The organism is Methanoculleus sp. DTU007, from assembly GCF_001512385.1.
Taxonomy (GTDB): domain Archaea; phylum Halobacteriota; class Methanomicrobia; order Methanomicrobiales; family Methanoculleaceae; genus Methanoculleus; species Methanoculleus thermophilus.
Genome location: NZ_LFRO01000023.1, coordinates 1 through 17,369, shown reverse-complemented (window position 1 = coordinate 17,369; position 17,369 = coordinate 1). Strand labels below are relative to the sequence as shown.

The following is a 17,369-nucleotide window of genomic DNA, read 5'->3' as shown; positions in this document are numbered from 1 at the left end:
ATGGCAGGAAAAGGCGATTTACTCTATGCATGGACGACGGACGACGAACTCCGCGCAAAAGCAGAGACGGGCGGGGCGGTCACCGCTCTGCTGCGCCATGCTCTCGAGAGCGGTATGGTCGACGGGGTCTTTGCGGTCAGGAAAGGTGCGGACGTATATGACGCCGTCCCGGCCCTGATCACCGACCCCGCCGAGATCGGCGGAATTGCCGGGTCGCTCCACTGCGGCACCCTGCTCCTCCCCAAGCAGATGCGCCGTTGCCTCCTTGCGACCGAACCCAATATGCGGATCGCCACCGTTCTCAAGGGCTGCGACGTCAAGGCAATCTATGAGATGGCGAAGCGCGGCCAGGTCAACCTCGACAATATCATCATCGGCCTCAACTGCGGCGGCACCATCCGACCGGAGACCGCGCGGACCATCGTCCGGGAGAGGCTCGGTCTCGATCCCGACGATGTCGTCAAGGAAGAGATCGACAAAGGCAAATTCATCGTCGAGACAAAGGACGGTCAGCACAAAGGCATCTCCATCGATGAACTCGAAGAGGGGGCGGAGGATCTCCTCGGGAACGAGGGGCTTGGCCGCCGCTCGAACTGCCGCCGGTGCAAGATCAAGATCCCGCGCCAGGCGGATCTTGCCTGCGGCAACTGGGGCGTCATCGGTGAGCGGGCCGGCAAGGCGACTTTCGTCGAGGTCTGCTCCGAGAAGGGGGCAAATCTCCTTAATTCAGCGGTTGCAGCTGGAGCGGTCGCCACCGAACCCGCGAACCCCAAGGGAATCGAGATCCGCGGCAAGGTCGAGAACGCGATGCTCAAACTCGGCGACAAATGGCGGGAACGCTACTTCGGAGCGCTCGGCGAGGGGACGGAGCGCCTGAACAAGATCAAGGAGCAGACGAGCCGATGCATCAAGTGCTACTCCTGCATCGAGAACTGTCCAATCTGCTATTGCATCGACTGCAGCACAAGAAGGGACTATCTGGTCGAGCCGGGCGTGATCCCGCCGCCCTTCATGTTCCACCTCATCCGGTTCGCCCACATCTCCGATTCCTGCGTCAACTGCGGCCAGTGCGAGGAACTCTGCCCAGTCGAGATCTCAAACTCGGTCTTCCTCCATGCCATCCAGACCGAACTCGAGAAACTCTTTGGGTTCCACCCGGGTGAGGATATGACTCCACCGGTCCTCGCGCTCGTCGATGAGAGGGCTGAACGCGACCGACTTGCCGCGACCGGGAGCGACCAGATCTTTGATATCTTTCGCTGACCGGGATTCAGTTCTTCACCATCGGCCCTTTTTTTCGTCGAAACGCTTTTCCGGCGCCATCTTCAGTATTAGCAAGGTGCTTATCTACCCCAGAATGGCGGCGCTTTCATGACGTCCGTTCGAGTGACAAAACCCGAGAGCGTCCTCTGGAGAAAATTATGCGCGCCATCTTTAAGGGCATCGCCCCGGGGTTCCCTGCCGCGACGGCATCCGAGTACCAGCCTCCACCAGAAGCCCGAAAACGCACCTATAGCATGCGATCTCCGGGGGAGTGATAAAGACATCGGGAGCACAACCATAACCACTAGAAGCCCGATATGCCAGTGTATTGCCGGGAGAGCATGACTCCGAATGAGGCGGTTGCGACCAGCCGAGTCGAATCACCTATTCCTGGAAAAAATACCACATTTACACTCGGTATCGAAGCATATCACGATACGCATATACCTGCAGAAATTTTGTCCGAGCATCCATTACCCGGCACTGACATGCGAGATTCGTGCGGTCACTTCCGCGCACCTGGCCCGCAAACTCGCTTCAATCCTCATATTTTTTGCGTGGGCGCGTGTGTGATAGAAAAAGCAACGTTTGCCTATATAGTGTTTAATGACAGAAATTAANNGAAATTAACTTAAAGCGAGTATAAACGCCTGAATTTGGGATATCTTCGTCGGACACGGCGATCATTTCGAAACCTATTAATAGCACTCTCAAATTACTGAATAATTAGACCTATCCATTCGGATTACCTGATGGTATAGGTAGGACGTTTAGAGAGGTGTATGAAAAAATGGTGTTCCATCCTCCAGTTGCTATTGTAGCAAAAGCAGGTGACTCCGGAAAGTATAAGGTCGGGCTGCCTGCCTGGAACATGGTTCTGCGCGGTTTCCTGTCTGGAGCCTTCATCGCGATGGGTGCCGCTCTGGCAACGGTCTGTTCAACCGGTGTCCAGGCAACCGACATTGCAATGCGGTTCGGTGCCGCAAGTCCCGGTATCGCCCAGCTCGTTCTGGGTGCAGTCTTCCCTGTTGGGCTTATCATCACAATCATGACCGGTGCTGAGCTCTTCACCGGCGACGCAATGCTCGCCCCCATGGCGGCTTTTATTCACAAAGTCAGCTGGGCAAAGGTGCTCAATCTCTGGGTCTGGGTATATATTGGTAACTTCATCGGGTCGGTAGTCTTCGCGTACATCATGGCGTACGGCCCGTTTGTCAACTTCGACGCCGCAGGCGCTGCAACGGTCACAGTATTCGGTCAGAGAGCAGTAGCCATAGCAGCCGCAAAGACGAGTTACGTTGGTACAATGGGACTGTGGTCGGTCTTCCTCAAGGCAATCGCCTGTAACTGGCTCGTCAACCTTGCTGTCCTGCTCGGTATCTGTGCTGACGACGCGATCGGTAAGATCGCAGGTATCTGGTTCCCGATCTTCGCTTTCGTTGCCAGCGGATTCGAACACAGTATCGCGAACATGTATTTCATCCCGGCAGGTATCTTCGTTACAGGCATTGACCCCTCATTGTCGGTCGATACCGTTAACTGGGTAACCATGTGGACCAGCAACATTATCCCGGTCACAATCGGCAACATCGTCGGGGGTCTGTTCTTCGTCGGTGTCCTCTACTGGGTCGCGTTCAGAAAGGAAATTGCAGCCCTGAAGTAAACCTGATTGAAGATGCAAATCGGAAATATCAAAGTGAGGGTGACGGCCGTTACACTGGCCGTCTTCCTCTTTTTTGTTGTCCTGGTCGCTCTGTATATCCTCGCAACCGGGGACATATATGCGCTATTTTGGGCAGTTCCAGCGGTACTCATGCTGCTTATCATACCCATGATACTCAATTACATGAGCCAGAAGCAGTATGCGTCGCTGGTGCCAATGTATGAAGCGGAAGCAAAAAACGCCCGGATTCGGGAGATTAACCTGAACAGGCTCGGCGAACCTGTGCGCATAAAGGGCGTCGTCGAGCAGGTGTATTTCCAGTTCCTTAACCGACCGCAGTACCTCGTCGCCGACCGAACAGGTGAGATATCGGTCAAGATGTTCACCTCACCGATGGAGGACGTGCAGAAAGGGGATGTGGTCGAGGTGCTCGGAACCGTCGTCAAACGCTACATCCTGACCGGAGATGCGGTCATCAACTGTGTCTCCATACGGAAAGTCAAGAACAATCAACAATCCTGATGCCCCAAGAAGCATCATGCAATCCAGTGAAGGGACGGCGGAAACACTGCAGTTTCCAGCCCCATTCACCTTCGCGTTGCACCTAAAACGTCATATCCAGCCCATCGTCGATCGGCTTTGCCTCGGGCCTATTATTGAGATCCTGAATATAATCTTCAAAGAGATGGATCCGGGTGCTTACCGGGAACGGGATCCCGATGGTGCTGATGACCGCCTCTCCTCGTTCAAGCGTCTGAATCTCGGTATCGAGGCGCGAGAGGTCCTGTTTTGCGCTGCTTGCGATCATCTCGCGATCACCGCGGTCTGAAAGTCCCATCACCACGAAGGTGTTCAACTGCGCAAGAACTCGTGCATCGATATTCTTTGGCTGCTGGGTGACCACACAGAGCCCAACACCGAACTTTCGCCCCTCCATCGCGACTTCCCGGAACGTCCGGGTGCTTCCGGATCCCGAGCCCAGCACCCGCTGGGCCTCCTCGATGGTGATCAGCACCTGTCTTGGCTCCTCCGTATCTTTCGTGTCCTCGCCCTGATGAATACGCATGATCCTGCGGGTTATGATTGAGAGGACGAACAGTTCGCTCTGCTCGCTCATTCCAGGAATATCGATCAGGACGACCCTGTTCTCGTGGAGCGCTTTCACGATATCCGGGATCGAGGAGCCCTGTTTCCGGAGGAAATCGCGGTTCCGGTTGAGCATGCCCACGATACGCCGCTGCATCACCGAGAGCGTGCTCGGCGAGAAATTCCTCACGTCCCGGGCAATCCGGGGATGCGGACCGGTGTAGGTGTCGGCATCGAAGGTTGCAAAGTCGGTATGCTGGAAGAAATCGATCACATCGGAGCCCGGGACACTCTCAAGCATCTCCACGACCTCACGCTGCGGCTGCGAGTGCTCGTAGAGCAGGAGAAGGTCGGGCATCCGGAAGTCGCCATAGTCCAGGTAGAGTCGGTTTAACCCGTACTTCTTCCGGAATCCCTCCGGGCGGGTGGAGAAGACCGCAAGGCCGTCCCGGCCGGCCTGATAGTGCAGGAGCCCTTGAGTGCTCTCTCCAGTCGATGACCGGCCTCCAGCCACATACTCACCGTGGGGATCGACAATGAGGAGCCCGAACTTCCGGGCCCGCATGCAGGAGGCACAGAAGACCTTCATGAAGTTGCTCTTACCCATGCCCGTTGTGGCAAAGACTCCCATATGCTGGCGCATCGCCGCCGAGTGGAGTGCCACCCTCACGTCCCGAAGTACATCCTGGCCGGTCTTCATCACGCCGACCTCGATCTCGCCCATCACCTGCCGCAGGAACGCAAAGTCGCGGGCTTCCGGCAGTTCGACGCGGGAGAACTTCGCAGGAATCGTCCGCGGCTTTCGGAAGGTGCCATCCTTCCCGACGTAACCGAGCGGCATCGCCTCGACAAGGATGAAGACGTTCTCCCCTATCGCGTAAAAGTGCTCTGTGTGAGGGCGGGTATCCCATTTCGGGTCAGAGAAGTTGCAATCGTGGAGAAGGTCGCTCACCTTGGCAAAGAACGTCAGCCCTTTGACGTCATCGACGATCTTTAAGATATCCCCTAAATAGAGTTCTGCGTCATGGGGGACCGCAAACCGGTAACTGAGCACACGGTCCCCGATCAGGCGGTATTTCGAGGCGTCGTCGCCGTCAATATCGATCAAACTCATCATGATAGTCACCAAAGATGCTGATGTAATCGGCAAGATTCATGCCGAGCCGGTCCATCCCCTGCATGATATCCTGGCGGATCTGATCGACCGCATCCTTCCCGATCTTGGTGGTGAGGTGCGCATCGAGAAGCGGATAGGGGTAGCCCGGCACTCTCCCGTCATCGGCAAAGAAGGAGAGCGCGGAGAAGACCCGGTCGACCATTTCAGGGCTATAGTACTTGGGGATCTCCACCTTGAACGCCCGTTCTGCCCGGCGGTGCAGCCGCGCGACGTACTGCTCGCCTCTCTGCTTCCAGGCACGCGTCTCCAGGCGATCGATCAGGCCCTCGACAGCGGAGACGCAGAGGTACCAGGGCGCGGGGACCCCGAGATCACGTGCAAGTTCTTCCGCCGCCGGGAGGATCGGGTATCCCCCGCCCCAGGTGAGGGATGTCCGTTTCGTCACCGCGGCGATGAGCACGCCCCTGAGGTTGCAGAGGTTCAGGAGTTTCTCGACGATCTCATCATGGCTTGCATGACGGACCTGAAGCGTGCCGTCAAGGACGATGAGATCTCCGGCCTTGAGTTCCTCGGCCATCTCCATCGCAGTCCAGTACTCAAGGGTATCCCGTATGACCGCAGTGTTCCGGACGGGATCGTCATGATCGAGGTGCACCTTCGGGGAACAGCGGAAACAGTCGTAAAAAAGTGCATCAAAGTCCTCATTTCCCACCCCGGGGTTGACCGTGACGATATGGAGAGGCGTCGTCCGACGGCAGAGGCATGTCTCGCCGGAGTACACGCTGACCGATGCCCGGACTGCGGCGATAGCAAAACTGCCGGCATCGAGGACGACGGCATCGCTCCCGTCCACCGCGCAGACAGCCCCGTCAAACTCAGGCAGGCAATGCAGATAGGATGCCGCATCAAACCCGCCCTTAACTGAGAACTGCCTGGAAAGGTCCTCCGGGACGGAGTCGCGGATCCTTCCGGCAATCCGCCAGATTGCATCCCGGTAGTGAGTGCTCGGGTCCATCACTCAATCTCCCGGACTCTGCTTGCCTGATCCGCACCCATCTCGACCACGAGCGTCGTCGAGAATTCATCCTGTACCTCGGAGATATGGGATATGAGGAGGATCTGGGGGAAATGTACCTCTTGCGTCCTGAGCGCTCGCAAGAGGTTGCTTCGCCGCTCTTCATCCTGGCTCCCAAAGATCTCATCAAATATCAGGAACGTGGAGTCATGCACCTGGTTCACCTCGGCGATGAACCGGGAGAGGGCAATCCGGAGGGCAATGGCAATGTCGTCCTGCTCACCGCCGCTGAATCGCTCGGCCGGGTAGTCATCTCCCATATCATTGACAAGAACAGTGAAGTCGTCGTCCAGCAGCACGGTGCCATACCGCCCGTCGGTGATCTCGGCAAGGACCCTTCCCGCCTCCTCCTCGATCCGGTCCCGGACCACCTGGAGGAGGTAGTCTGTATAGTCCCTAATGAGCGAGCGGGTCAGTTTGAGGCGCCCGATCTCCTCGGCGAGCATCTCGTGCCGCCGGGCGAGATCCTCGGCACGGGAGAGTCTCTCGGTCTCACCCTCGATATCAGTCTTCAGGCTGCCGATTCGGGCAGTCGCTGCGTACTTCTGCTCCCGCGCCGTAGCAAGGTTTCTCTCGCAGTCAGCGATAGTCCCCTCTGCTGCCGCGACCGCACTCTCGTCAAAGCCCAGGTCAGCGATATCCGTCTCGATCTGGAGCAGTTCAGCCTCACGGCTCTCAAGGAGGCTTCGCTTCGCATCCAGCGCCTGGGAGAGCCGCGAGAGTCCTTCGAGGCGCACACGGAGTTCAAACGCTCTCTGGAATGCTGCTTCGGCACGGTTGCATTCTTCGCCAAGTGCGGCAAACCGTTCCGGGTCAAAAGAGAGGCGGGCAAGTTCGTCCATCGCACTCTCCCGCTTCTTACAAAGCCCGTCAATCTTTGCAAGAACGACAGCGTGCTCCTCCTCAAGCGCTGGTTTTTGCAGAAGTCGGGCCTGCATCTGCGCATACGCACGGTAAGACGCCTCAAGCGCCTGCGCCTGCGCTTCCAGGTCTTGCAGGACCCCTGGGTCGAACCCGAGCCGTGCGATCTTCGCCTCGGCCTCCTCTTTACGGGCCAGGTAATCCTCGACATCGGCGATGAGCTGCTGCCGCTCCTTCTGGAGGGCGGGAAGGCGGCTGCACTCGCCCCGGAGCGTATCAGCCTCCGCCCGCTTCCCGGTCAGGTCCCGGATCCGCTCTTTGAGGGCATTATGCGCCTCGGGATCGTATTCATCCATACCAAGCGCCCGTATTGCGGCACTGTACTTTTCAGCCTCGGTCTTGCGCCGTTGCAGGACGGCTGCGGTCTGCTCGTATCGGGAGGAATAAAGCGCATGCTGTTCCTTTAAGCGCTGGTATGCCGTACGTTGCTGGTAAAGGTTCTGTAAGCCTGCGATGAGGGCCTCGCGCTCGGCGACTGCCCTCGCATACTCGTGCTCGAGATCGGCAAGCGTCTTCTGTTTTAATTCACTGGCGGCTGCAAGATCGTCGACCAGTTCCTCATAATGCTCGCCGAGGCTCTGGTGGCACATGGGGCAGGACCCTTCCGGGCCTGCGGTGATGATCTCGGTCCGGTGCTCCGCCAGCCGCCGGATCTCCTCGCGGATCGTCTCCTGGCGTTCGGCGCACACGCTGATCCGTGAAGTCAGGTACTCTTTTTTGCTCTCTGCAGACTCAATCTGCTCCTCAATCGCACCCATCCCGGCGAGTTGCCGGGAAACTCCGGCGATCTCGGTCTCGAGTTGATTCATCTCTTCGGAGGCGGCGCAAGCTTCCTGCAGGCACCACTCTCTCTGCCGGGCATACTCCGCCGCCGAGAGAAAGATCTCTTCACGGGCCCGGAGAGCATCGAGGTCACGGACCTCGGCCTCCAGCGCACGGAGATGCTGGACCTTCCCTTCAATCCGCTCTATCTCCTTTCGGTTCTCCAGGACCCGCTGCTCTATCTGGGCAAACCGCTCATCGAGGCGAGCAAGTTCCTCACGAAGACTGTCGTATTCGGGTTGGAGAGCCTTCATCGCCGAGATACGATTATGAAGCGACTGCAGCGCTGCAATATCACCGGAAAGCCCAGCAACCGCGTCCTCATCTTTTTTCAGTACGGCGAGTTCGGCTTCAATCTTTGCGAAGCGTTCAGTATACTCCCGGATCTGCTCCTCAACGGTCTCCACCTCGTGCCTCAGGCGGTCCACGGTTGCCCTATTCTCGGCCATTTGGGCGAGCTCTGCCTTTAAGGATTCGTAACGCCCGGCAAGGAGATCGAGATCTCTAAGTTCGTCCTGCAACCGCTGCCGCTGTGCGATCTCTGCCTCTCCCTCCTGGCACTCGGTGCGGAGCCGCGCGATCTCTGCCTCAAGCACCTCCCTCTCCCGCGCGAGGTGCAGGTAGCGGTCGCGCACGGAGAGAAGCCGATCGCGCTCTTTACGGGCGCGCTCAAGCATCTCTGCAGCGCTCTGCTCGCCGGCACTGATCCGCTTCAGTTCGTCCTCCGCCCGGGCAAGTTCGGCGCGAAGTTCCTCAAGTCGGTCGCGAATCGAGGCGGCATCGAGTTCCTGGAGTCTTCCCGTGAACTCCAAAAGAGTTCCTTCCCGGGCATCGATGATCTGTTTTAACTCCTCCATGCTGTCTTTCTTGAGGTAATCGATGCCCAGCACCTGCATGAACCAATCCTTCCGGGATCCGGCCCGGCTCTCGAGCAGGGTGAGGAGTTCCTTCTGTCCGGCGTAGATGGTGTTTCGGAAGTCACCCGGCCCCATGCCGACGATCCGGTGCACTTCTTCTCCAACTTTTTGGACGCTGCTTGCAAGCAGTTTCTGGTTCAGGAAGAGGTACGCCTCGTGGAGGGTCGAGGAGGGGCGCCGCTTGAACCTGCGAACGACGGCATACTCGTTGCCACCGACCAGGAAGTCCAGGCGGACCTCGCAGACATCCTGCGGGCCCGCAAAGGAACTGACGATGTAGTTCCCATCTAGCCCCGTCCCCTGAAGCCCGTAGAGAGCAAAGAGAATAGCACTCACGATGCTGCTCTTGCCGGTCCCGTTGTTCCCGATGATACCCGTGATGCCGTCATGGAAGGTGATCTCCTGGTCGCGGAACCGCTTGAAGTTCCGCATCCGGAGTTTATTCAGCAGCATTCTCCCCCTCTTTGTGGCGCGCGATGACCGTTCTGAGGACATCTGTCCCGGTCTTCTTCACGAACTCTTCATCGCCGGGGGCGAGGTGCTCCATCTCCACGAAGTGCTTGAACTCGGCGACGTAGTCAAGGCCGACAAGCGAGTCTTCGTAAAGTATCCGGGATGGATCGTCGATGGTGAGGGCCTGCAGTTTGAGGTCGAGCACCCGGCTCCTGACCTCCGCGAGGGCCTTCTGGTCAAGTGCGCGGAGTGTCTCGCGCCGGATCCCATCAAGCGTGATCTGGCAGATCGCCTGGTAGATCCCCTTCCCGGCTCTATCAACTGCGTCAAGGATTCCATCCACGACCTCCCGGGCAGAGAGACCGTCGCAGTTGATACGGCCGAGGTTGATCATGGGGGTGTGCGGGAGGTCGACATGCCGGACCTCCCCCGAGGCCAGATCCACGACGAGGCCACCCTTGGTATCCGATATCTCACCGTAATTACAGTATTCAAGCGACCCGCTGTACCAGGCATTATCGGTGACCTGTACCTGATCGTGGAAGTGGCCGAGCGCGATGTAGTCGAACCGGTCGGAGAGGATCGTCGCATCCAGTTCGTGTTCGGCAACGGTGCGGAGCCTTCGATCCGAGAGAACGCTTGCAAGACCATGAGTGACGAGCACGTCTGTGCCGGAGGAGAACTCTATCTCCTCAAACGCTGCCCGGTACCCCTCAGGGAGAAGCATATTCGGGATCAGATGAAAGACAACGTCATCGAGTTCAACCCGCCGATAGCGGTTATGGTGAGCGATGTAGAGATCGTTTGCGCGGTAGCCTGCCCGTTCGAGCACCTCAAACGGCGATGCCGTATATCGGGTCTTGGCCATGCTGTGGTTACCCGCGACCATGAGCACCGGTATCCCGGCATCTCTAAGACGGCCAAGGGCATCGAGGGCCGTTGTGTAGGCGCGGGTTTTCGGCTTGACCTGGTGGAAGAGGTCGCCGGCATGGACGAGCGCATCGGGATGCAAGTCGATGATTCGATCGATGGCGGCGAGGAAGTTGTCATAGATGAGTTGTTCGCGCAGGTTCATCCCGGTTTTGGGGTCTACCCGGTTAAATGCCGACAATCCGAGATGTGTGTCTGCTACATGAACGATCTTCATGCCCAATTAGTCTCCGTGTCTCTTGCGTATAAATGCCTGATCTCTGTGCTGTGAAAGTGTTTGGCACCGGGTCGGTGTCAAAAATACGTGTAAACTAATATATCCTCACCAATATTTGTATGGTGATCTCGTGTCGAAAAGAGCCGTAGATGCAGTTTTTCAGGCGCTCTTCCTCCTCTCCGACCTCCGGTTTCTGCTCCGGGAGACAGCTCCCAAGCATGACCTTGACGAGGCACAGAGAGCGCGCGCCGCAGCCACGTTAGAGAAGATGAAGCGGCAGATCGCAATCATTGAAGAGGAGTTGATCCAGTGAAATGCGCAGTAGATATCGAGTCACGCGACATCGAGGAGATGTATATCAACATTGACCCGATTCAGGCAGGCGGGCGACTCACCGCGGACGCCATGAAAGCGGCGATATCATTCGGCGACGGCTACTCAGTCTGTGACAACTGCCGGAATCCCCCCAGGCTTGATTATATTCAGAACCCCCCGATCGCGCAGTTCCACAAGGACCTTGCTGCGTGGCTGAATATGGACACTGTGCGGGTGGTGCCGGGAGCGCGCCGCGGGTTCCAGGCGGTGGCAAATACATATGTTGAGAAAGGCGATCCGGTCATCCTGACGTCGCTCGCTCACTATACGGAGTTTATGGCAATCGAGGCGGCTGGAGGGATCCCGCGGGAGATTCCAAAGGATAAAAATAATCACATCACCGCCGATGCTGCGGCGGAAAAGATTGAGGCGGTGATCCGTGAGTTCTCGAAGACGCCACCGCTGCTCTTTGTCGATCATGTCGACTACCAGTTCGGGAACATTCATGACGTCGCGGGCATCATCAAGGTCGCCCACCAGTACGACATCCCGGTCCTCGTCAACGGGGCCTACACCGTAGGGATCATGCCTATCGACGGCAAGGCACTCGGAGCCGACTTTCTGGTAGGGTCGGGCCACAAGAGCATGGCGGCCCCAGCACCATCCGGCCTCCTTGCGACGACGAACGAGCACGCGGAGCGGGTATTCCGGATGACACAGGCGAAGGGAGATGTAACGGGCAGGTCGTTCGGCATGAAGGAGATAGAGATGATGGGCTGCACCCTGATGGGGGTCACCGTCGTCGGCATGATGGCCTCGTTCCCTCACGTAAAGGAGCGGGTGAAACACTGGGAGACCGAGGTAACCCACTCACAGGCAGTCGTTGACGCCCTCCTCTCCATCGAGGGGACGAAGGTGCTCTCAGATTACCCGCGGCAGCACACCCTGACCCGGATCGATACCAGCGAGTCCTTCGATAAGGTCGCGCAGCAGCACAAGAAACGTGGTTTCTTCCTCTCGAGCGCATTAAAGAAGCGGGGGATCACCGGTGTCATCCCCGGGTCCACCCGGGTCTGGAAGTTCAACACCTTCGGGCTGACCGAGAAGCAGATCCGGTATGTCGGAGAGGCATTTATTGAGGTTGCGCGGGAGAATGGGTTGAATATTATCTGAAAGACTCGTCAACTCTTTTTTAGCGGCACAGTGTGAGCGGGGGCAGAACCCCTCACTCAACCAACTCAATCACTCCGTTCTTTGCGCGGTAGCGCTGCACCGCCCCGGTAGCCTGCTCCGCGAGGGCAGCAACGCCTATCTCTTCCTCAATCCGTGCAATCGTCTCCGCGGGTGCCGCTGTCGAAGGGTAGCGGGGAGCAACCGCGCACTCGACACTCCCGGGATGGGGTTCGAACGTCCCGATGGCGCGGGCGCGCTCGATGATCTCCTCCTTGTCAAACCCAATCAGCGGGCGAAGCACCGGAATGGACGTCGCCGAAGCGATCACGGTCATATTTGCAAGCGTCTGGGAGGCCACCTGCCCCAGGTTGTCACCGTTGACAAGCGCGTAAGCGCCGCGCTCCCTCGCAAGGATGCCGGCAACCCGGAGCATGAACCGCTTGCAGAGGATGCACCGGTAGCGCGGCTCTTTCAAGCCCGTGATCACCTCAAAGAACGGCTCCATATCCACGACAAGGAGATCAAGCGGGTGCCCCGGGATCCAGGTGGAGAGCCGGGCATGATTTGCGAGGACGTTCCGCTCCAGATCGGCTCCTCCGAATCGACCGCCCCGCATGTTGACGTGAACCATCCGGCAGCCCCGGCGCATCATCAACCACGACGCGACGGGCGAGTCGATCCCTGCCGAGAGAAGACACAGCACCTCCCCCTGTGTCCCATACGGGAGACCGCCCGGCCCATCGATCTTCTCATCGTAAACAAGGCCGCCAAACTCCCGGGCCTCAACAAAGACCTCGTAGTCGGGCGCCGTCAGGTTAACCCTTGCATCAGAGATCCGGTCAAGGATGGCTGAGCCAACCTCGGCCGCGAGTTCCTGACTGTTGAATCCCTCGACCCCCGAGCGGCGTGCCCGGACGGCAAACGACATTCCCGGGTGGAGACGCCGCTTGGCGTGCTCAACGGCTGCAGCCGAGATCCCCTCGATATCGGGCGTGGTCACCGTGCAGACGCTCACGCTTGCCACACCAAACGTCCTTGCCGCCACCCCGGCAATCTGCCGGGGTTCGTCTCCGTAGATCAGAACTCTCCCCCGGGGAGCCTCGATGCGGTAAGAGAGCCCTTCGGCCTCCAGTGCGAGCCGGATGTTCTCGATCATGATCGATATGAACCGGCGTTTCACCGGCTCGCTCTTGAGGAAGATCTCGCTGTACCGAATCATCACCGCTTCCACGAATCTGCGCCTCCTTCCCGATAGCCCTCCGGAGCAGCCATAACATCCTCAAAACCCGGTTTTTTCACCGCATCGAGCAACCGCTCCAACTCTGCATGATGCGCCAGGTCGACCTCACTAGGAGCTCGATGATCGCCGGTGGACCGGACCCGTATGGTCCCCGGAATCTCCCGCGCAAGGAGTCCTTGGGCGGCCGCAATAGGCTCAAAGGATTTCATGAGCGAAGCCAGCCCCAGTCTATCTCGCATCTCCTCTTTTTATGCTCGCTCGACCTACATGAATCTTCGCGAATCGCGGCAATTTAAGCCTTCTGCATCGTGAGCAAATGGTATTTAACAGAGGCACTCCGAATGTGTACTGATATGGCAAAGAAGGCGAGTGCCAAACAGGCAGAACCCATGAAACTCTTCTATATTTTTTACAATCAGGAGCGCTGGGACAACTGGATTAAGACGCTGGAAGAGGCAAGTTTCGAGCCCGCAGAGGGCGAAGAGGTCTCCGAAGGGGAACAGATACTCTACAGTTTCACTGAGGATATCACCCTCTCGGTCTTAAAGATCATCCGTCTCTACCAGAACGGCCGATTCACGAAGGAGGAGACCATTGAGAAGCTCAACGATGTGGAGCTGATTGTTATGACCGGTCTCCCCGAAGGAGACCTCGAGGAGATCATCGGATCGCTCCAGCTCTCGCTGCTGGTGCTCTTTACTGCCTGCCGGAAGTACCTCGAGGGTGAGTTTGATAAAGATATCAAGACGCTTGTGAAGAAGGGGCGGAGCATCGACGAGGAGAACCTCGATGAGGCGCTTGAGGTTGCAGCGAATATCGGGGCGGCCGTGATCGATGGTGCCACCTGCTGCGGAAAATATATCAAGGACAACGTGGAGAATCCAAGCCTCTTTGACGAGTGGCTAATCGAGATCGAGACCATGGGCAACGCCATGAAGTCACTCGCGAAGTTTGACGAGGAGCCTGGAGAAGTCTCGTGATTGCAGATAAGGCCCGATTTCGGGCGGCAAGGAGACTTGAACGGGCAGCCGGATTCCGGCTCCCGGATCATGTCTTCTCAGGCGCATTTCTTGAGGCGCTCGGGAGGGCAATCAACTTCGATAACCTCGATCGCCGGATGCGGGAGCAGCTCCTCGCTTTTTTCCGCGACTTCATGGACTGTGAATGCAAAAACGCACCCTACTGCGGATGCCCTGAGCGGAAGTTCACCCTTGCGATCATCGAGTTTCGTGAGATGGGGCTTGATCACCGCCAGATCAGTGCCCACCTTCTCGACGAGTACGGGATTGACCTCTACCCCGCCGATATCCTGAGTTTCCTCGAAGACTCTGTCCATATGCTTGAGGCGATACGCGACGTCGCCGAGTTGCAGGGGCGGGAGAAACTGGCGGAGAACGCCATCGAGCATATCAGGAAGATCGAACACTAAGGCAAGACCCTGGATGTCCCGGGCTCCACTCTTCGCCCCATTCAGGGCAGCCGCATAAGTATGGCTCCTGGCGACTACCCGCCCCCGGGCTTGCGCATCATGGGAGCCACGTTGCAGCCCGCCATCTCCCCAAAGCAGAAGAGGAACCGCTCCCGGATACTCTTCGGCAGCCTCGCCTCCGGGATGAGTTCAAACCCGAGTCTTTCGTAAAACCCAATCAATGGAAGTGTTGAGTGGATGTAGATCGTCTCGGAGCCGCATTCTTCGAGAAGTCTCTGGACAGCTTCCCTTGCATATCCGCTTCCACGGTACTCGTCCAGGGTGAAGACGCAGTCCATCTCAAGCCCCTCCGGATGGCGTGTGCAGCGAGCCGTCGCCGCAAGGGTTCCATCGACGAAGACGCCAAAGATCCTCTCCCGTGTCGGATCGGACTTCTGGCCGCGGTAGTGCATCCAGACCCTCTCTGCAAGCAAAAACTCATCACGTTCCAGTTCACGGATATTCTTCCTCATCATCATCCTCTCATATGAGCACAACCTGCTGCACCATCTTACTTCAATTAAACTGAGAGAGGTTTCCGGGGGGTGTTAGGATGATAGCAAGCGCAGCCCGTGGACCGTGGTTCTCCCGGGTTTAGAGTGAGCCGGGCCACGGGAGACCCAGTTTTCCGGCCAGGTCTTTGAGTTCGTCGTGGATACCACCATCAAGTCTGAGGAGGACCAGGCAGTAGACCAGCCCGCCGAGCGCAACCGCCCCAAGAACGACAAAGACGTTTGAGAGCGGGACGACGAGTGAATAGGCCGCAAGAACGACCGCCATAATGAGTGCAGCAAGGACGATGTTACCCACGCTGCGGGGCTCTATCGTTACCCGAATACTCCGGGATAGGGCATAGTAGGCGAGCGCTGCATTGAGAACCATGGTGACGAGTGTTGCCGCCGATGCCCCGACGATGCCGTATGCCGGGATGAGATAGAGGTTGAGCCCAATATTCGCAGCAACTGCAACTGCCGTCACCCGGAACGAGTCCCTCGGCCGGTCGAGGGCGTTCAAGCACGTCGTCTGGAGAAACATAAAGACATGAACAACCTGGACGAGCAGGAGTATCGCAAGAGCTCCCGCCCCGGTGGAGAATGCCTCCCCATAGAAGAAGTAGAGGAGACGCTCCCCGAGGATCCAGCCGCCGAGAACGACCGGGACCGCGAGGAGGAGCGAGTAGGTGAAGGCACGGGCAAGTGCACGCTCCACCGAAACAAGATCGTTCTGTTTCCCCCAGTAACTGATCTTCGGGTAGAGCGTGGTATGGAGCGCTGTGGTGACGAACGTTGCAGCCAGTGTGAGCTGGAGCGCCACGCGGTAAATACCGACCTCGGTATCGGTCAGGAAATAACCGATCATGATGGTATCGGCGTACGAGAAGACAAGGGAACCGCTTGAACTGAGAAAACCCCAGAATGAAAAGGCAAAGAGGCTCACGATGTGCGAGCGGCCAAACGGTGCGAGCTTGAGATCGAGGAACCGGTAGTTGACGAGCCCCGCCGCGAGGAGCCCGGCAACGAACCCCCCGGCGAGCCCCGCAACACCGTAGCCGAGGACGACCGCAACGACCTGGACGACGACACGGACCAGGTTATCGATCAGGTGGCCGATCTGGTTGACACCGACCTTCCCGCTGCCGTAGACCCCGTTAATGGTGATGCTCGTGAAGACGCTCGCGACCAGCGCAAAGACCAGCCAGGGAAAGACCCCTGATGAAGTGATGTCGACAAGGTATGGCTGTGCGATGAGGAGGAGGCACACCGAGACGACCACCAGCATCACGCGGAGGACGAGAAACGCGGTAAAATATGCATTCTGATCCTCGCCCTCGCTGATCCGCTTTACCGCGGCACCCCCGAACCCTCCGTCCCCGATCAGGTTGAAGATGCTGAAGTAGGCAACAAAGAGGAAGTACGCACCCAGTATCGCGGGACCGACAGTGTGGGCAAAGAGCATCGTGGAGAGAAACCCGACGGCGGTGAGGCCCAGGGTTGAGGCGAGGCTGATGAGGCTCTGACGCTGGATCGGGTCAATACGCATGACACGGGCAAGATACCCCCTGGGTCGGAACACAGCATTGGTTTCGCCGTCAAAAAATTTATGAGTTTTGAACTCATGCAAGGGGGCCATCAGCGGTCTGGCAGGATGAGTCTTTTCGATCCAGGCGAGTGCAGCAAAAACTACTGGCGGTGAGATCTTGGATGTAGGGGTGATCGGTGTCGGAATGATGGGCAGGAATCATGCCCGTGTTTATTCAGAGTTGAAGGCGGTGGACTCACTCTACCTGTACGACCTTAACCGGGAGGCGGCCCGCGACCTTGCCGAAGCCTTCGGGGCAACAGTCTCTTCAAGCATTGAAGACCTGCTCGGAGGCGTGGATGCAGTGAGTGTCTGTGTTCCGACCTCTTACCACTTCGAGATTGCAGAGCAAGTCCTCGATGCCGGGGTATCCCTCCTCATCGAAAAACCCATCTGCGCAACTGCTGACGAGAGCAGGCGGCTTATCCAGATGATCCCGGACGGCCTCGTAACCGGGATCGGCCACATCGAACGGTTCAACCCTATCCTCCCCGAGATCAAAAAGATTGTCCGGAACCCCCTCTACATCGAGATAAAACGGCATAACCCGGCATCGGCACGGGTGAACAGTTCCTCGGTCGTTGAAGACCTGATGATCCATGACGTGGATATTGTGCGAAACGTCCTCCT

The 17,369-nt window shown here is 57.9% G+C and carries 16 protein-coding genes; 8 read left to right on the top strand and 8 right to left on the bottom strand.

Annotated elements, in window-relative coordinates:
- The 3 genes from ACI94_RS02125 (at window position 1) to ACI94_RS02115 (ending at window position 3,448) form a co-directional block, all read left to right on the top strand.
- Window positions 1–1,263, top strand: a complete 1,263-nt coding sequence (locus ACI94_RS02125) for a Coenzyme F420 hydrogenase/dehydrogenase, beta subunit C-terminal domain (protein ID WP_286681039.1) — start codon at window positions 1–3, stop codon at window positions 1,261–1,263.
- Between the two features lie 790 nt (window positions 1,264–2,053).
- A complete protein-coding gene (locus ACI94_RS02120; protein WP_286681038.1) occupies window positions 2,054–2,926 on the top strand; it encodes a formate/nitrite transporter family protein in 873 nt (290 codons plus the stop codon).
- A 150-nt stretch (window positions 2,927–3,076) separates the two neighbouring features.
- Entirely contained in the window at window positions 3,077–3,448 is a 372-nt protein-coding gene (locus ACI94_RS02115) for a nucleotide-binding protein (protein WP_353743238.1), read from the top strand.
- An 82-nt stretch (window positions 3,449–3,530) separates the two neighbouring features.
- Here ACI94_RS02115 and ACI94_RS02110 read toward each other — a convergent pair whose 3' ends face one another.
- Genes ACI94_RS02110 through ACI94_RS02095 form a run of 4 tightly spaced genes read right to left on the bottom strand, consistent with a single transcriptional unit; the run spans window position 3,531 to window position 10,464 of the window.
- Entirely contained in the window at window positions 3,531–5,129 is a 1,599-nt protein-coding gene (locus tag ACI94_RS02110; RefSeq protein ID WP_066958875.1) for an ATP-binding protein, read from the bottom strand.
- Complete coding sequence (locus ACI94_RS02105) at window positions 5,107–6,144, bottom strand: DNA double-strand break repair nuclease NurA (RefSeq protein WP_066958876.1); 1,038 nt, start codon at window positions 6,142–6,144, stop codon at window positions 5,107–5,109. Before ACI94_RS02105 ends, ACI94_RS02110 begins: the two co-directional genes overlap by 23 nt.
- Window positions 6,144–9,317 carry an SMC family ATPase gene (locus ACI94_RS02100; RefSeq protein ID WP_286681037.1) on the bottom strand — a complete coding sequence of 1,058 codons (3,174 nt, stop codon included), beginning with the start codon at window positions 9,315–9,317 and terminating at the stop codon, window positions 6,144–6,146. Before ACI94_RS02100 ends, ACI94_RS02105 begins: the two co-directional genes overlap by 1 nt.
- Window positions 9,304–10,464 carry an exonuclease SbcCD subunit D gene (locus tag ACI94_RS02095; RefSeq protein WP_273258753.1) on the bottom strand — a complete coding sequence of 387 codons (1,161 nt, stop codon included), beginning with the start codon at window positions 10,462–10,464 and terminating at the stop codon, window positions 9,304–9,306. Before ACI94_RS02095 ends, ACI94_RS02100 begins: the two co-directional genes overlap by 14 nt.
- A gap of 130 nt (window positions 10,465–10,594) precedes the next feature.
- Here ACI94_RS02095 and ACI94_RS02090 point away from each other — a divergent pair, with 130 nt between their 5' ends.
- Together ACI94_RS02090 and pscS are read left to right on the top strand one after the other, a co-directional pair.
- Complete coding sequence (locus ACI94_RS02090; protein ID WP_066958196.1) at window positions 10,595–10,777, top strand: hypothetical protein; 183 nt, start codon at window positions 10,595–10,597, stop codon at window positions 10,775–10,777.
- A complete protein-coding gene (gene pscS / locus ACI94_RS02085) occupies window positions 10,774–11,952 on the top strand; it encodes an O-phospho-L-seryl-tRNA:Cys-tRNA synthase (RefSeq protein WP_066958197.1) in 1,179 nt (392 codons plus the stop codon). The genes ACI94_RS02090 and pscS overlap by 4 nt, the downstream gene beginning before the upstream one ends.
- A 52-nt stretch (window positions 11,953–12,004) precedes the next feature.
- Here the strand turns inward: pscS and thiI are convergent, their stop codons facing one another.
- Both thiI and ACI94_RS02075 read right to left on the bottom strand, forming a co-directional pair.
- Window positions 12,005–13,183 (bottom strand): tRNA uracil 4-sulfurtransferase ThiI, encoded by a 1,179-nt coding sequence (thiI, locus tag ACI94_RS02080; protein ID WP_066958199.1) that lies wholly within the window; start codon window positions 13,181–13,183, stop codon window positions 12,005–12,007.
- Window positions 13,171–13,431, bottom strand: a complete 261-nt coding sequence (locus ACI94_RS02075; protein ID WP_066958200.1) for a hypothetical protein — start codon at window positions 13,429–13,431, stop codon at window positions 13,171–13,173. Before ACI94_RS02075 ends, thiI begins: the two co-directional genes overlap by 13 nt.
- Window positions 13,432–13,545: 114 nt before the next feature.
- On the opposite strand from ACI94_RS02075, the gene ACI94_RS02070 reads away from it, so the two are divergent.
- Together ACI94_RS02070 and ACI94_RS02065 are read left to right on the top strand one after the other, a co-directional pair.
- On the top strand, window positions 13,546–14,172 hold the full coding sequence (locus tag ACI94_RS02070; protein ID WP_066958202.1) for a DUF2150 family protein: 627 nt from the start codon (window positions 13,546–13,548) through the stop codon (window positions 14,170–14,172).
- Window positions 14,169–14,621, top strand: a complete 453-nt coding sequence (locus ACI94_RS02065; RefSeq protein WP_066958203.1) for a DUF5814 domain-containing protein — start codon at window positions 14,169–14,171, stop codon at window positions 14,619–14,621. Before ACI94_RS02070 ends, ACI94_RS02065 begins: the two co-directional genes overlap by 4 nt.
- Window positions 14,622–14,695: 74 nt before the next feature.
- Here the strand turns inward: ACI94_RS02065 and ACI94_RS02060 are convergent, their stop codons facing one another.
- Together ACI94_RS02060 and ACI94_RS02055 are read right to left on the bottom strand one after the other, a co-directional pair.
- On the bottom strand, window positions 14,696–15,133 hold the full coding sequence (locus tag ACI94_RS02060; protein WP_066958391.1) for a GNAT family N-acetyltransferase: 438 nt from the start codon (window positions 15,131–15,133) through the stop codon (window positions 14,696–14,698).
- 121 nt (window positions 15,134–15,254) lie between these two features.
- Window positions 15,255–16,733 carry a flippase gene (locus ACI94_RS02055; protein WP_286681036.1) on the bottom strand — a complete coding sequence of 493 codons (1,479 nt, stop codon included), beginning with the start codon at window positions 16,731–16,733 and terminating at the stop codon, window positions 15,255–15,257.
- Between the two features lie 151 nt (window positions 16,734–16,884).
- On the opposite strand from ACI94_RS02055, the gene ACI94_RS02050 reads away from it, so the two are divergent.
- Window positions 16,885–17,369 (top strand): Gfo/Idh/MocA family protein (locus ACI94_RS02050; RefSeq protein ID WP_286681035.1); only part of this gene is annotated, 485 nt, incomplete at its 3' end.